The 15695-nt window shown below is 59.2% G+C and carries 13 protein-coding genes; 6 read left to right on the forward strand and 7 right to left on the reverse strand.

Annotated features, from left to right (window positions below; all coding sequences use genetic code 11):
* From LBO03_03085 to LBO03_03095, 3 genes are all read left to right on the forward strand, one after another.
* Positions 1–282 (forward strand): anion permease (locus tag LBO03_03085; GenBank protein ID MDR3348579.1); only part of this gene is annotated, 282 nt, incomplete at its 5' end.
* Between the two features lie 115 nt (positions 283–397).
* On the forward strand, positions 398–1132 hold the full coding sequence (locus tag LBO03_03090; GenBank protein ID MDR3348580.1) for a Fic family protein: 735 nt from the start codon (positions 398–400) through the stop codon (positions 1130–1132).
* 97 nt (positions 1133–1229) lie between these two features.
* On the forward strand, positions 1230–1508 hold the full coding sequence (locus LBO03_03095) for a hypothetical protein (GenBank protein MDR3348581.1): 279 nt from the start codon (positions 1230–1232) through the stop codon (positions 1506–1508).
* A gap of 268 nt (positions 1509–1776) precedes the next feature.
* Here LBO03_03095 and LBO03_03100 read toward each other — a convergent pair whose 3' ends face one another.
* The gene (locus LBO03_03100) at positions 1777–2931 is read right to left on the reverse strand and encodes a sodium ion-translocating decarboxylase subunit beta (protein MDR3348582.1); all 1155 of its coding nucleotides are present in this window, start codon (positions 2929–2931) and stop codon (positions 1777–1779) included.
* 608 nt (positions 2932–3539) lie between these two features.
* Between LBO03_03100 and LBO03_03105 the strand changes: the two genes are divergently transcribed.
* The 3 genes from LBO03_03105 to LBO03_03115 all read left to right on the forward strand — a co-directional run bounded on the left by LBO03_03105 (position 3540) and on the right by LBO03_03115 (position 7535).
* Positions 3540–4577, forward strand: a complete 1038-nt coding sequence (locus LBO03_03105) for an ABC transporter substrate-binding protein (protein MDR3348583.1) — start codon at positions 3540–3542, stop codon at positions 4575–4577.
* Between the two features lie 161 nt (positions 4578–4738).
* Positions 4739–6427 carry an iron ABC transporter permease gene (locus LBO03_03110; protein ID MDR3348584.1) on the forward strand — a complete coding sequence of 563 codons (1689 nt, stop codon included), beginning with the start codon at positions 4739–4741 and terminating at the stop codon, positions 6425–6427.
* Positions 6428–6482: 55 nt separating this feature from the next.
* Positions 6483–7535: an ABC transporter ATP-binding protein gene (locus LBO03_03115; GenBank protein ID MDR3348585.1), complete on the forward strand. Its 1053-nt coding sequence runs from the start codon at positions 6483–6485 to the stop codon at positions 7533–7535.
* A gap of 77 nt (positions 7536–7612) precedes the next feature.
* On the opposite strand, the gene LBO03_03120 is transcribed toward LBO03_03115, so the two are convergent.
* The 6 genes from LBO03_03120 to LBO03_03145 form a co-directional block, all read right to left on the reverse strand.
* Positions 7613–8344, reverse strand: coding sequence for an isoprenylcysteine carboxylmethyltransferase family protein (locus tag LBO03_03120; protein MDR3348586.1), 732 nt, complete (start codon positions 8342–8344; stop codon positions 7613–7615).
* 237 nt (positions 8345–8581) lie between these two features.
* On the reverse strand, positions 8582–10945 hold the full coding sequence (locus LBO03_03125; GenBank protein MDR3348587.1) for an endonuclease MutS2: 2364 nt from the start codon (positions 10943–10945) through the stop codon (positions 8582–8584).
* Complete coding sequence (locus LBO03_03130; GenBank protein MDR3348588.1) at positions 10946–13396, reverse strand: U32 family peptidase; 2451 nt, start codon at positions 13394–13396, stop codon at positions 10946–10948.
* A gap of 94 nt (positions 13397–13490) precedes the next feature.
* A complete protein-coding gene (locus LBO03_03135) occupies positions 13491–13754 on the reverse strand; it encodes a cell division protein ZapA (GenBank protein ID MDR3348589.1) in 264 nt (87 codons plus the stop codon).
* A 33-nt stretch (positions 13755–13787) separates the two neighbouring features.
* Complete coding sequence (locus LBO03_03140; GenBank protein MDR3348590.1) at positions 13788–14471, reverse strand: hypothetical protein; 684 nt, start codon at positions 14469–14471, stop codon at positions 13788–13790.
* Positions 14468–15664, reverse strand: a complete 1197-nt coding sequence (locus tag LBO03_03145; protein MDR3348591.1) for a pyridoxal phosphate-dependent aminotransferase — start codon at positions 15662–15664, stop codon at positions 14468–14470. Before LBO03_03145 ends, LBO03_03140 begins: the two co-directional genes overlap by 4 nt.
* Between the last annotated feature and the right edge of the window lie 31 nt (positions 15665–15695).

Here is a 15695-nt window from a genome sequence, read left to right on the forward strand (position 1 = left end):
TTCATGTCCAACACGGCGGCCTCGGCGCTTTTGTGCCCGATCGGCGTATTTATCGCCGGCAACGTCGGCGCCGACCCGAAAGCGGTGGTCATGGCCATAGCGGTCGCCGCCTCCTGCGCTTTCGCCACCCCGGTCGGCACGCCGCCCAACACCTTGGTGCTCGGCCCCGGCAACTACAGATTCCTGGACTATGTCAAAGCCGGCAGCGGCCTGGTGCTGGTGTCCTTCGTGGTCTGCCTGCTCATTATCCCGATTGTCTGGCCGTTCTTCCCGGGCAAATAAACCTCTTTGGGCAAACAAAGCGCGCGGGGACAATCCCCGCGCGCTTTGTTTGCCGCCGCCCTTGACGGGGCGGCGGCATTGAAGTTATAATATGCTTGCGCAAGAGGAGCAGGCAATGGATTTTACGAAAATAGACGAGTTGAAAAGCAAGCTAGCGGCCATGCGTACCTTCAACGAGACGGAACTGCAAAGGCTGCGGCAAGAATTTGTAATTGAGAACACTTACAATTCCAACGCTATCGAGGGAAATACGCTGACCTTGCAGGAAACCGCCCTTATTTTACAAAAAGGGATAACGGTAGCGGAAAAGCCAATAAAAGAACATTTAGAAGCGATAGGGCATAAGGACGCTTTTGAGTATATATTGAGTATTGCAAAAGCAAACGCGCCGCTTACGGAGAAAATTATCAAAGACATCCATTCCTTGGTTTTGTTAAGCGATGCGCCAAATAGAGGCGTATATCGCCGCCTTCCCGTAACTATTTCCGGGGCGGCGCATACGCCGCCGCAGCCTTACCTTGTGCCGGTGCAAATGGAAAAGCTCATAAGGGACTATGAAAGCATGAAACAAGGGCGGCACATTATTGCCGCCGCGGCGGAGTTTCATTTGCGTTTTGAGGGCGTCCATCCCTTCATTGACGGAAATGGGCGGACAGGCCGGCTCATACTTAACTTGGAGCTTATCGGGGCGGGGCTGCTGCCAGTCGATGTCAAATTCGCCGACCGTCGGAAATACTACGCCTGCTTTGATGATTATTTTAAAAGCGGACAGGCCTGTATGCTTACGGAACTGATAGCGGACTATGAGATGGAGCAATTGCAAAAATATATTGACATCAAAGCGCTCTGACGCTATCGGAAACGCTCAGGGAAAGGGCGTTGGCCGGCCAGCGGCGCGTCCCCCCGCAAGCGGCAAATATTAACCATTTCGCGCAAGGAGTGAGAAAATGGAAGAACTTACGGCCGCCGACTTCATCTACGCCAAGAAAATCGGCGTAACCCTCGTGTTCGCTTTCTGCCTGTTCGCCCTTATCGCCGGGATAATCGGCGAAGAACGCAAGGCGCGCTGGTTCAAAAAAAGGACCACTTATTCTTTTTTTACGCGGCGCGGCGCGTTGGGGGACTTCATTAATTTCGGCTATCCCCGCACGCCGGAGGGGATAGCGATCTTTATCGCCGCCATTGGCAGCATCTTTTCTTTTGGCTATTGGTATATCTTCCTGTAGATCCGCCTTCTGCCCCGGCATTTTGTTTTCAGGCCGCGCGCGGGGAGCGGGCAAGTTAAGGCCGCCGTGCGAGCAGAGCCTGTCAGCGCTATCCGAAATGTTTAGATTTTGAGCGAATTTTTCGTCCTGCGTTTGGCCGCGCAAAGCGGCGAATTGTCTTTACAATCTTAGCCCGCGTTTTGAGCTTGGAACAGACCAAGGCCGCCGGCAGGCGCGAAAAAACATCCCCCGCGGGGGATGTTTTTTCGCGGCACACGCCGGTCATTGGTTATTTGTAAATGGTCAGGAACACGCCGGCCGCTACGGCGGTGCCGATACACCCGGCCACGTTCGGGCCCATGGCGTGCATCAGGAGGAAGTTGAAGGGATCCACTTCCGCGCCGACCTTCTGGGAGACGCGGGCGGCCATCGGCACGGCGGACACGCCGGCGGAGCCGATGAGCGGGTTGATCTTGCCGCCGGAAAGGGCGCACATGATGTTGCCGAAAATCATGCCGCCAAAAGTGGAGAAAGCGAAGGCGATCAGGCCGAGAGCCAGTATGCCGAGGGTCTGGCTGTTCAGGAAAGCCTCGGCGGAAGCGGTGGCGCCGACGGTTACGCCGATGCAGATGACCGTGATGAACATCATGGCGTCGCCGGCCGTCCGGGCAAGGTTAGGGGTTACGCCGCATTCGCGGAAGAGGTTGCCCAGCATCAACATGCCGATGAGGGCGGCCGCGCTCGGCACGAGCAGGGAGGCGACGATGGTGCTGACGATCGGGAAGACGATTTTCTCGCGCGCGGACACCGGGCGCAGCTGATCCATCACTATGGCGCGGTTCGCCCTGCTGCTGCACAGCCGCATGATCGGCGGCTGGATGATGGGGACCAGCGACATGTAGGAATAGGCCGACACGGCGATCGCCCCGAGCAGGTGCGGCGCGAGCTTGGTCGAGAGGTAAATGGAGGTCGGGCCGTCGGCGCCGCCGATGATCCCGATGGAAGCCGCTTCCTGCGGGGTGAAGCCCAAGACGATGGCGCCGAGGAAGGCGACAAATACGCCGAGCTGGGCGGCCGCGCCGAGGAAGATGCTGATCGGGTTGGCGATGAGCGGCCCAAAGTCGGTCAGGGCGCCGACCCCGAGGAAGATGAGCGGCGGGAAGATGCCGAGCTCATCGCCCTGGTAGATGTACCACAGCAGGCCGCCGACCGCGTGCGTGCCGTCGGCGTTGACTGCGGGCGGAGCCATGAGGTAGGTCAGGGGCAGGTTGACCATCAGCATGCCGAAAGAGATGGGCACCAAAAGGAGCGGCTCATAGTCTTTGGCGATTGCCAGCCACATCAGTATGAGCGACACGGTAACCATGATGATCGTTCCCACGTTAATGCCGGGCAAACCGGAATCCTTAAAAAAATCTAAGATTGCGTTAATAAATAAATCCATCTTTTATCCTCCTAAAAAATCTTGAAATGCTTATTGTCCCGTCATTCTTTCTTGTTGACCAAAGGGATGAGCAACAGCATGCCGTACAGGATGCCGAGCACAAGAAAAACCACCAGCATGCCCACTACCAGGGTAATCGAGCCGTTAAGCAGTTGTTCAGCCATATTTTCACCTCGCTTTCATACAAAAATGGCGGCAACCCGCCTGCTACTGGCGCGAAACGATCGGCCGACGGCGGGAAGAACCCCCGCCGCCCGCCGGCGCAACGGCGTCAATACATGATTGTCCCGCCTTTTTTCATATATACAGTATATATGAATTCCCCAATATATACAATACTTTTTGGAATTTTTCGGCGGCGGCGAAATCCGGCGCCGACCGGACGGCTTGGGCGGGGCTGTTTGTCTTTTGCAAAAAAATTTTGCGCTCCGCCGATAATTTAATTATAATAGACATGGAAAGACAACGAGAGATTGGCAAACGGCGGCCCTTGAAACGGAAGATTCCGCCAAAACGCGGCTTAGGAGGGATGCGGTTACCGGCGGCGGGCGCTTCCGCGAAGATAAAGGGATGGGAAAAAGACAAAAATTGAGGAGGTTGGTTTGAAGATGGTTTTTTCGGTCAAAAGGTTGGCCGCGGCGTGCGCGGCGGCCGCCCTGATCGCCGCCCTGGCGGGCTGCGGCGGCGGACAGAAGGAGGCGCCGGCGGCGGGCGGGGGTGCCTCCGGCAAGATAATGATCTATACGTCGATTTATCCCGATATAATCGACATGGTAAAACCTATTATCAAAAAGGCCCTGCCCGGCTTGGAAGTGGACTGGTTCCAGGCCGGCACGGAAAAGGTCATAGCCAAAATGGCCGGCGAGATGGAAGCGAAAAAGATTGCCGCGGACGCTTTGATGGTCGCCGACCCTTCTTATTATTACACCTTGAAAGACCAGAAGATGCTGCTTAATTACGCTTCGCCCGCCGCCAAGGACGTCGCCATCGAAAAGGACAAGGACGGCGCCTGGACGCCCGTCAGGATCAGCAACATGATCATCGCCTACAACACGTCCAAGCTGAAAGCCGAGGACGCGCCCAAAACTTGGAAGGACCTGACCGACCCGAAATGGAAAGGCAAGATCGCCATGCCCAACCCGCTGATGTCGGGAACCGCGTTTGTCGCGGCGGCGGCTTTGTCGGAAAAATACGGCTGGGAGTATTTTGACAAGCTCAAAGCCAACGGCCTGCGGGTGGAGGAAGGCAATTCCGCCATCCAAAACAAGCTTTTGACCGGCGAGTACCTGGCTGTCATGATTTTGGAAGAGAACATCCTGAAAATGATTGAAACCAAAAAAGAACCGGTAAAAGTCGTCTATCCCGAGGACGGCGTCGTCGTCGTACCCAGCCCGATCGGCATCATGGCCGCCAGCAAGAACCCCGCCGGCGCCAAGGCGGCGGTAGACTGGTGGCTGTCCAAGGCGGGGCAGGAGACGGTCGTTACCGGCTGGATGCACTCGGTGCGCGAGGACGTCAAGCCGCCGAACGGGGCGCCCGCGCTCAAAACCTTTTACGGCAAAGCCGTGAAAACCGATTGGATAAAATTCTCCAAAGAGAAGGAAAAATACAAAGAGGAATTTCGTACGCGGGTGATAGAAAAATAAGGCCGAAAATGTTATAATGGCGCGGGAGGGAGCAAACAAGGGGCTTTGTTCCCTCTTGCCCAAAACGCCGGGCAAAGGCCGGCGCTTTGCGGCTGCCCGTTGCGCGGGGCTTGTTTCGCGCTTGATTAATTGGTTTCATTGCCGGTTGGGAGCGGTGAATTTTGCCAAAACGAAATTTTTCCCTGCCTTCGTTTGACAGCAAGACGACCGTCATTTTGCTGTGCGTCGCCTTGCTGCTGATTTTTACGGCGCTGCCGCTGCTTTATCTGGCGGCGTCCAGTTTTATGTCGGGCGGCAGCTTCGATTTCAGCAATTATAAGGACGTTTACAGCCGCAGCGTGAACTGGCGCGCCTTGCTCAATACGCTGAAGCTGTCTTTTGCGACGATGGTCTCCAGCGTGCTTCTCACCTTTCCCTTGGCCTGGCTGATCGGCAGGACCAACCTGCCGGGACGGGGGGGCTTTCGCACCTGGCTTGTCGCGACTTACATGATCCCCCCCTATGTCGGGGCGATTGCCTGGGTACAGCTTTTAAATCCCAGCGTGGGCTATTTGAATATGGTTTTAAAATGGGCGTTCGGCCTTGACGCGTCGCCTTTCGACATTTATACGATGGGCGGGCTTACCTGGGTGCTGACGCTTTTTTATTCCCCTTTCGCTTTCATCGCCATATCCCGCGCCATGGAGAAGATGGACCCGGCGCTGGAGGAAGCGGCCCGGATCGCGGGCGCGTCCCCGCTCCGGACCCTGCGGGACGTTACCATGCCGCTCATGGCCCCGAGCATCCTGGCGGGCGGCCTTTTGGTGTTCATATCGGCGGCGTCCTGTTTCGGCATACCATCGATCGTGGGCATGCCCAGCAACATCGAGGTGATGACGACCCGGATCGTTACCTACGTTTATATGGGCGACAGCAAGGGCATCCGCGACGCCACCGCCCTGGCGACGATCCTCATGCTGCTCGCCAACGCCCTTTTGCTGGCCATGGGCCGGTTTGCCGGGCAAAAGGACTATACTACCATCGGCGGCAAAAGCACCCGCCCCAATATCGTGAACTTGGGCGCATGGCGCTGGCCGGCGCTGGCCGCGGTCGGCTTTTACACGGCCGTGGCGGTCGCGCTGCCGCTTGGCTCCATACTCCTGACTTCGCTTATCGGCACCATGTCCAAGCCCATCGGTCTGGACAACCTGACTTTTGAAAACTGGAAGCCGGTCATCGCCAGCGACCAGTATCTGGCGCCGATTTTCAACAGCCTCCAATACGGAGTGGCGGCGGCGACGGTCGGCACTCTGCTGGCGGTGTTCATATCGTACCTTTTGGTGAAAACGACGGCCAGGGGACGGCAGCTGCCGGATTTATTGGTTACGGCCGGCGGCGCGGCGCCCAGCATCGTGATAGCGCTGGCGCTTATCATCGCCTTTTCCGGCAAATTCGTCGTCAATTTGTATTCCACCGCCGGCATATTGGTAGCCGCTTATCTGGTCAAATATATGACCATGGCCGTCCGCACCATTTCCGCCTCGCTCGTGCAGGTACATTCTTCGCTGGAGGAAGCGGCGCTGAGTTCGGGCGCCGGCTGGCTGCGCGCCTGCCGGGACATCATCCTGCCGCTGATCGCCCCATCGGTGGTGGCGGGCTGGTTTTTGATCTTCATGCCGTCTTTTTATGAACTTACCATGTCCATTTTGCTCTATGGTTCGGAAACCAAGACAATCGGCGTGCTTTTATATGAGCTGCAGACTTACGCGGACACCCAGAACGCTTCCGTGCTGTCGGTAATCATACTGGCGATCGTTTTGATCGGCAACATCATCCTCAATAAAGCCAGCAAAGGCAGCATCGGCATATAATGGCAAAACGAGGCCGCGCTGCCGGGCGCGGCGTTTCGGAAGGCGGGGGACTAATTTGGCGCAGGTAAAGATAGAACACGTAAGCAAGAAGTTCGGCGAAGTAACCGCCGTGAATGATTTTTCCGTAACCATAAGCGATGGGGAGTTTGTTTCCATACTGGGGCCTTCCGGCTGCGGCAAAACCACCGTGCTGCGGATGATCGCGGGGTTTGAGCGCGCGAGCGGCGGCGACATTTATCTCGGCGACAAGCTGGTGTCGTCCGCCGGCAGCCGGGTGTTCCTGCCGCCGGAAAAGCGCGGCATCGGCATGGTGTTCCAGTCCTACGCCGTCTGGCCGCACATGACGGTGTTCGACAACGTCGCCTATCCGCTGAAAATCCAAAAGAAAAGCAAGGAGGAAATCCGGCGGCGGACGGAAGAAGTCATAGAATTAGTGCATCTTGCGCCGTATATTTCCCGCTACCCGCACCAGCTCTCCGGCGGCCAGCAGCAAAGGGTGGCGCTTGGGCGCGCCCTGGCGGGCAAGCCCGCCCTGCTCCTTTTGGACGAGCCTTTGTCCAACTTGGACGCCAAGCTGCGCGAAAGCATGCGGTTTGAAATAAAGTCCCTGCAGGAAAAGACCGGCGTTACCGTCATCTATGTAACCCACGACCAAGCCGAGGCCATGGCCATGTCCGATCGGATAGTGGTCATGCACGGCGGCGTCATCCAGCAGATCGACCGCCCGATCATGGTTTATGAAAAACCGGCCAACAAAGTGGTCGCGGATTTTATCGGGCTGGTGAACTTTATCGGCGCGACGGTGGAGGGCAACATGGCGCAGATTCACGGTCTGCGCTATGAAATCAGCAACGAGGCGGGCATAGCGGGCAAGGCCCTGGCGGCGGCGCGGCCGGAACACATCAAGATCGGCAAGGCCGCGCGCCCGGACGCCCTGGCCGGACGCCTCCTGCACAAGGTTTACCTGGGCGATTCGGTGGATTACCGGGTGCAAATCGGCGGGGACGAAATACGCATTATCAACAAAGCCACGCATTTTGAGGAATTTGCCCTTGGCGACGAGGTCTATGTCAATTTTAAAAAGCTGATGGTCTTTAAGGCAGAGTAAAAGCCCGCGTTGACAGCCCCCCCATAGGCAAAAGCCGCGCCAACAAAGCAGGGCGCGGCTTTTGCCTATGGGGGGGCTTAACGGTCAAGCCGGTTGGAAAACTGGACGATGAGCGCGACGCTTAAATAAACCGCGCCGGAGAGGGAAAAAAGGGCGAGCCAGGACGGTTCGATGTGCAAAGCCTGATGGTCCAGATAGTATTCGGCGATTTTCAGCGCCCAGATGGTTATGACCAGGGTGAAAACGCTTATACATTCGCGCCTTACCGCCATTTTCCAGGAAAAGGGAAGATCCGGCCTTTTCCAGAGGGAGAGGTCGGGGAAGAATATCGGCGTCTTTTTGGCCCATTCCTCGTATTCGCGGCCGAATTTTTCGCGCAGGAAACTTTCTTCGGCGAAAATGATGCGTTCGTGGTAGAGGGCGAACACCGGCAGATACAAAATGAGCAGCCAGAAGTGCCGGACGAACAGCACTGGGGCGAGAAAGGTGAAAAAGTTGCCGAAATATACCGGGTTGCGCATGAGCGAATACATGCCGCTGGTATTGAGCCGCTCGGCGTAAGGGCGGCTGGTGCCGCGCCCGGAAGTCATGTAAGGGACGAAGGCCACGGTCAGGACCCGGATCAGTATCCCGGCAAGCCCGACCAAAAGGCAGACGGCGGCCCAGCGGGCGTCGTCAAAATGGCCGTTGCGCGCGGGATGGCTGAAGTATTGCGTGGCGAAGGTCGCGCCGAGGAAAAAAAGCGGCAGATAGCCCCGCCAGCGGAAGAGGAAAAGGCCGGACTGTTTGAATTTTTCGTCGATCAGCATTGTCTCCACCTTTTTTCATAATTATTTTGCCGTAATGAAGCCATAAATAAATTATATGAAAAAAACATGGTTTGCGCAACTGTGTTTGGCGCGGCGCCCGGACGCGCCGGAAACGCCCCCCGGCTTGTTTTATATAAGGCGCGGCGGTTCGGGATTTTTCGCAAAACGGGCGGCAAGCGTTAAGGCAGCCCCGAACAAGCGCCGGCGGCACCGCGCCGCAAGGTACGGGCGGCATCCTCAAAGGAAAAGGATGGTCGCGCCGCTGCCGCCCGCGTCGGGGGCGGCCAGCTCGTGCGCGCGCACCAAGGGGTGGCGGCCGAAATAGCCGTCAAGCCCGCGCCGCAGGGCGCCCGCGCCCTTTCCGTGTATGACGCGCACTTGGGAGGCGTTGGCCAGCGCCGCGTCGTCAATGTATTTGTCCAGTTCCAAAATCGCTTCTTCCACCGTCTTGCCGCGCACGTCTATTTCGCTTTTGAAAGCGGCCGCCTTGGCCAGCGCCTCCTCCCCGCCCTGCCGGAAGAAAGCCGCCGGCGGGGCGCCGCTTTGCCCTTGCTCGGCCTGTACGCATTTTTTGGCGGCGATGCTCATTCTTAAAATCCCGATCCGCAGGGTAACGTCTTCCCCCGCTGCGGAAAGGACGATGCCCTTTTGCCTTAGCGACGGCACGTATACCCATTGGCCGGGGCGGACATTGGCGGCGGTGAGCGGCCGGCCGGCCGGCGGTTCGTCTTCTTCCGGCAAGTTTATGTCGAAAAGCCGCCGGCGCGCCTTGTCAATCGCCGTCTGCCGGGCTTTGCCGTCGGTTTCCTGATAAAGGGCTTTGATGGCTTTTATGGCTTCTTCCGCCTCCAGCCTGGCCTGCCGCAGCGTTTCCGCCGCCTGTTCGCGGCATTTGTCGATTATGTCGCGCTTTTTGGCGGCAATTTCGCTTTCCCGGCGCGCGGCCCGTTCCCAAAGCGTCGCCGCGTCCCGGCGCAGCCCTTCCAGCTCAAGGTTGCGCCGCTCGTATTCTTTGCGCTCGTTTTCCAGGCCGGCCAGGAGATTTTGCAGCTCTTTGTGCGCGCTGCCGACGAAAGTCTCCGCCCGCGCTATGATTTTTGGCGCAAGCCCTATGCGGGCGGCGATGGACAAAGCGTTGCTGCTGCCCGGCGTGCCCATCAAAAGGCGATAGGTCGGTTTAAGCGAAACCGGGTCAAATTCCACGCTGGCGTTTTCCATGCCGGCGTTATGAAAAGCAAACACTTTAAGTTCGCCGTAATGGGTGGTCAGGACGGTCGTCGCGCCTTTGTCCCGCAGGTTTTCCAGCACGGCCATCGCCAGGGCCGCCCCTTCCCTAGGGTCGGTGCCGGCGCATATTTCGTCCAGCAGCACCAGCGAGCCGCCGTCCGCCTCCTCCAGTATGCCCGCGATGTTTTTTATCTGGCCGGAAAAAGTGCTGAGATCTTGCTCGATGCTCTGTTCGTCGCCGATATCGGCGTATATCGATGGAAAGACCGGCATCCGCGTACCCGCGCCGGCGGGCAGGAAAAGGCCGGACTGCGCCATGAGCGCGAACAGGCCGATGATTTTCAGCGTTACTGTCTTGCCGCCGGCGTTGGAGCCGGTAATGACCAGCGTCTTTGTCCCGCCGCCGGCCCTTGCGTCCACCGGCGTTACCGCTTCGGGGCGGATAAGCGGGTGGCGCCCTTTGACGATGTCCACGCGCCCGTCTTTGCTAAGCTCGGGCGGGACGGCTTTAAGGAGAAGGGCCAGCCGCGCCTTGGCAAATACCAAGTCAAGCCGCGTCAGGGCGGCGAGGTTTTCGAGAAGCGGGCCGGCCGCGCCGCCGACCCGAAGCGAAAGCAGTTTGAGGATGCGCTCGGTTTCTTCTTGTTCCTCCGCCCGCAGTTTTTTGACTTCGTTGTTCAGTTCCACCGCCGCGAGCGGCTCAATGAACACCGTGGCCCCGCTGCCCGAATGATCGTGGACTATTCCCGGCATGAGCCGCCGGTACTCCTGCTTGACCGGTATGACGTAGCGCCCGCCGCGCATGGTAACAAGCTGGTCTTGAAAATAGCGGCGGTTTTGCTCCGCGCGCAGCAGGTTTTCCAGTTCTTCGCGGACGCGTTCCTGGGTGGCGCGGATCTGCCGGCGCAGGCGGAAAAGTTCGGGCGAGGCCTGGTCGCTCAACTCCCCGTCCGGGGATATGGCCTTTTCCAGTTCTTCTTCCAATTGCCGCAAAACCACAATGCCGCCCGCCTCGGCGCAAAGAAGCGGCGCGGTTTCCTCGAGCGGCGCGAAAAATTCCTTCATCCGCCGCATGGCGCAAAGGGCGTTCCCGACCCGGGCCAGTTCCGCCGCAGGCAGCGCCGCCTCCAGCGCCGCCCGCTTAACCGCGCTTTCTATGTCGCTCAAGCCGCCGAAAGGCGGCGCGAGCGCGCCGCGAAGTATCGCCAAGGCTTCGCCGGTTCGCAAAAGGCGCGTTTGCGCCTGTTCAAAATCCGTCGCCGGCAAAAGGGCCAGGGCCTTTGCGCGCCCCCGCGAGGTCGCGGCGCAGTCGGCCAGCCTGTCCAATATTTTATGAAATTCCAACGCTTTGAGCGTTGCCTCGCCAATCGGCATTTACAATACTCCCCTGAAATAATGGCCGCGCGTCGTTCCCGCCCGCGCCGCGAAATCGCCCTTGCCGTCTATCGCCCGCCGATAGTCCGCCACCCGCCGCCTGACCTCTTGCGCCGAAAGATAACGGGCGTCTATGCGCAGGCGCTCTACCGGCGCGGCGGACAGGCGCGCCACCTGCCCGATAAGGCAAAGCTCCTTAGAGTTGAGGATGCGCATGCGCCCCAGTTGGTCGGTAACTATCGGGAATTGTTCGCCGAAACGGTCTTTGAGAAAATATTGTTTGTCGGCGCAAGGGCGGGCGCAGGATTTCCCCCCGCCGTTTCCCAGCCAAACGCCGATGGCGCAATATTCGCTGATCATCAGTTCCGCGCGGCCATCGGCCATGCACTCCAGGGGCAGTATCCCTTTGCCGGACAACTCTTCCGCCTGCGGCAGGGTAAGTTCCTGTGAAAGGGTTACGCCGGCCGCCCCCTCGTCGCGCCAAAATTCGAGCGCCGGGGCGTTGAAGGCGTTGAGCTGGCAGTTTACCCAGACCGGCAGGGCGCGCGCGCGCGCGGCGGCGTAAGCGGCAAGGGATGAGACGAGTACGCCGCCGCCGATTTCCCCGAAGATATCGACAAGGCCGCTCAGGGTAGCTCGGTCGCTTTCCAAAGTAAGGCGCGGCGCGGCGAACCAGATTTCCTTGCCGCTTGCCCGGGCGGCCCGCGCCGCCTGCCGGTATTCGTCCGCGCCGGCCGGCCGGCGGCTGTAGCCGTCGCCGTATATGAGTACGTCCGCGCCGCTTTCCAGGGCGGCGCAAAGCTGATCAAGGCTGCCGGCGTGGACGCTGAGAAGCGGTTTGCCGCAGGCTTGCCGACGGTTTGCCGGCGCTTTTGCGCCGCCGGGCGGCGATATTTTCCCCCGGCGCAAAAAGGCGTCCAGCCGGTTTTGCCGCAGCGCCGCGATCGCCCGCCGCCGGGCGTCGTTTATTTCGCTGAGCGGAACCATTACGTCGCCGACCAGATCCAAATCCAGTTTTTCCAAGTAAAAGTCCGTGCCGCCCAACCGGCCGACCTGCTTTTTGACGCTTTCGGCGGTGAGGGGGCGCCCGCGCGCCGGCTCGCCGCGAAAAGAAGTGGCGGCCGCGCCGCTGTTGCCGTCCGCGTCAATGTAGGTAACGGCAAACGCTTCGCCCGGCGCGGCGCGCGCGACGGCCGTGACCGGCAGGGAAAAGGCGTCCGCCGCAGTAAAAAAACCGCGCGCGCGGCTCATGAGTTGCTGCTCGAAGGTACGGAACGCCCGGTCGTTCACCTTTACGGGGTGCGGGAAGGCTATGCGCGCCGTTTCGCCGCGCCGGGCGCAGGCGGCCGCCCGATCGCCCACTTGCAGCCCTTTCACCGCGCCGGCCGCCCGGCCGCCCGCGCTTATCCAAATTTCGATTTCGTCGCCCTCGTTCAAGTCCTCTTCCAATTTTAACTCAATATAAGGGTTTCCCCGCGCGGCGGCGCTTACCCTTCCTATCGGCACGCCCCGGTTGTTGGGGCGGCGGTCGCTCAAAAAAGCCTGCCCCGGCCTGCCGGCAAGATAGGCCGTAGTAAAGCCGCGGTTGAAAATCTGCCGCAAATCGCGCCGGTCTTTTTCCGGCACATGAAACGCGCCGGCATAATAGCTGTCGATGGCGCGCCGGTAGATTTCGGTCGTTACGGCCACGTATTCCGGGCGTCTCATGCGCCCTTCAATCTTGAAAGCGGAAACGCCCGCGCCGATAAGGGCGGGGAGAAGGTCTATCGCGTTAAGGTCCTTGGGGCTTAAAAGATACTGGCCGGCGGCGCCTTCCGCAATGACCTTTCCCCCGTCCGCGCCCGTCATGGCGTAAGGCAGGCGGCAAGGCTGCGCGCATTGGCCGCGGTTGCCGCTGCGCCCGCCGATGAGGCTGCTCATCAGGCATTGCCCGGAATAGCTTACGCAAAGCGCGCCGTGGATGAACACTTCGATTTCGCAGACGGCGGCGGCGCAGATGGATCTTATGTCCTCAAGCGAACTCTCGCGCGCCAGCACTACCCGCGAAAAGCCGTGCCGGCGCGCGAACTGCGCGCCGCCGAGATCGGTTACGGTCATCTGCGTGCTGGCAAAGAGCGGCATGTCCGGCGCAACTGCGCGTGCGAGCGCCGCCGCCCCCAAGTCCTGCACGATAACGGCGTCCGCGCCCGCGTTGTAAAGAAAGGCCAGATATTCCGCCAAGTCCGGCATTTCGCCGTCCAAGGCCAAGATGTTGACCGTTACGTAGATGCGCGCGCCGCGCAGGTGCGCGTATTCTACCGCTGTTTTCAATTCTTCCGGCGCGAAATTGTCCGCGAACCGGCGCGCCCCGAACCGGCGCCCGCCTATATAAACCGCGTCCGCGCCCGCGTTCACCGCCGCCCGCAGCGCGTCCATGCCGCCGGCGGGCGACATAAGCTCTACTTTTGCCATTGCCTTTCGTACCGTCCCGCAATCCCCCGCCGTCGGGCAGGGGGCGATATGTGCCTTTGTTTTGTCCCTTTTCGCGTAAGCGGCCAGTTCCTGCCTAAGGACGGGACATTTCCTCTTTGATGGCCGCCAGCAAACCCTCGTAGGCTTCTTTGCCGTTTATCGCCTCATCCGCCAATTCCAGCGCCGCCAGTACGGCGACCCGCAGGCCGGCGGAGGAAATCGCCGGCTGCATGCTGGCGATTCGCCGCATGCGGCTGTCTACGTATTCGGCCAATTCTTGCACCTTTTCCTCGGAAAGGTCGGCTTTCAGCGCATATTGCTCGTTGAAAATATTGACGATGATGCGTTGTTTGTCCATGCGTTGCCACCCCGTTTCATTGGAGTCCGCCCACTATGCGCCGCCGGCGATTTGCTGCCGGAAGTCTTGCAAATAGTCGGCCAGGCACTCCTTTAGTTTCCGGTCAAGCTCCTTTACCGTGCGCGCGTCGAAAAAGGCGGTGGTTTCGATGTTGCCGGCGCGTTTTTTCTCGGCGAAAAATTCATCGCGCAGTTCATTGTAATAGACGGCGAATTGATGGCCGCCGGCAAAGTCGCTGTAATCGGCTACGATAAAAGAACCGTTGATGAAAGGCGCCGGCGCGTCCGGGCTGATATAAAGTTCAAATCCGCAGCAGGCGGCGGGCAGGGCCCCCTGATAAGCCCAGTCCGGTATGCCCTTGTCCTTTAGCAAAGGATAGTCCCTGGCGCGGCTGAACGCGGCCAGCTCCGCCGCCGCGTCCGCCAGCCCTTCCCGCAAAAGCGCGGCAAAAAGATTAAGATCCGGCGTTATATATTTACTGTCATTATATTCGTTGAGGCCGAAAATATAGCGCAGCATATAGTCGCGCGTCGCGCTGTTATAAAAACAACGCAATTTTTTGCGCGCCGGGGCGTTTTCATAGCTGAAAATATCTATGTTGCCGTTATTTTCACGCGGCCCGGCCGACAAGGAAAAACCCGCCAGTTCGCGGGGCAGGCCCGCTAGGTACGGCCAGGCGCCCAAAGCCGCCAAGCGTTCTTTTTCTTTGTCGGTCATGATGTTTTCCCGGCAATCCCCTTCTTTGCCAGCGCCTCTTGCAAACGCGCGAAGGCGTCGCGCAGGACTGCCCGCGGGCAGGCTATGTTTACCCTCTGGAAGCCTTCCCCGCCCGCGCCGAACATCGTGCCCGCGTCCAGCCAGAGTTTTGCCCGGCCGACGATGATTTCATCCAATTCCCGCGCGCATAGGCCCAAAGCTTTAAAGTCCAGCCAAACCAGATACGTCCCTTCCGGTTCCACCAAGCTGACGCCGGGCAGATGGTTTTTCACAAATTCACGGACAAAAGCGAGGTTGCCGGCAAGATAGGACAAAAGGCCGTCCAGCCAGGCATCCCCTTCGCGATAGGCCGCTTTGCAGGCGACGAGACCCATAATGCCCGGCTCGCCGTAGCCCGTTGCCGCCAATTGCCTTTGGAACTTGTCCCTCAGCGGCTTGTTGGCGATAAAGATATTGGAAGACTTGAGGCCGGCCAAGTTAAAGGTCTTGCTCGGCGCGGTGCAAGTAATGGTGTTGTCGGCAAATTCCGGGTTTACATCCGCAAAAACCAAATGCCGGTTCCCCGCGTAGACAAAATCCTGATGCACCTCGTCCGAAATGACGATTGCCCCGCGCTTTAAACAAATCCGGCCGAGGGCTTCCAATTCATCCCGCCGCCAGACGCGCCCCACGGGGTTGTGCGGGTTGCAGGCGATAAAAAGCTTGACTCGGTTTTTGACGATCTTGTCCTCAAAATCCTCAAAATCAATGCTGTACCTGCCGTCTTTGTACGCCAGCCGGTTGACGGCCAGGGTTCGCCCGGTGTCATTTACCGCGTTGGCAAAAGGATAATACACCGGCTGCTGGATGATCACGGCGTCCCCCGCCCGCGTAAGCGCCTGTATGAGGTTGTAGAGCGCGAATACGACGCCAGGGGCTTTGACCAGCCAGCCCTCTTTTATGTCCCAGCCGTGGCGGCGCTTAAACCATGCCCGCAAAACGCCCTGATAGTCCCCGCGGCTTTCCGAATAGCCGAATACGCCATGCCGCGCCCGCGCCTCAAGCGCGTCCAGCACGCAGGCGGGGGCGCGAAAATCCATGTCGGCGACCCACAAAGGCAAAACGTCGGCCGGTTTTCCCCGGCGCGCGGCGAAATCGTACTTTAAGCTGTCGGTGTCCCGGCGCTCTATTATTTCGTCAAAAATTTCCTCCATGCACAAAAGCCTTCCTTCCTTTTTTGCCCGG

The organism is Acidaminococcales bacterium, assembly GCA_031290885.1.
Taxonomy (GTDB): Bacteria; Bacillota; Negativicutes; order Acidaminococcales; family JAISLQ01; genus JAISLQ01.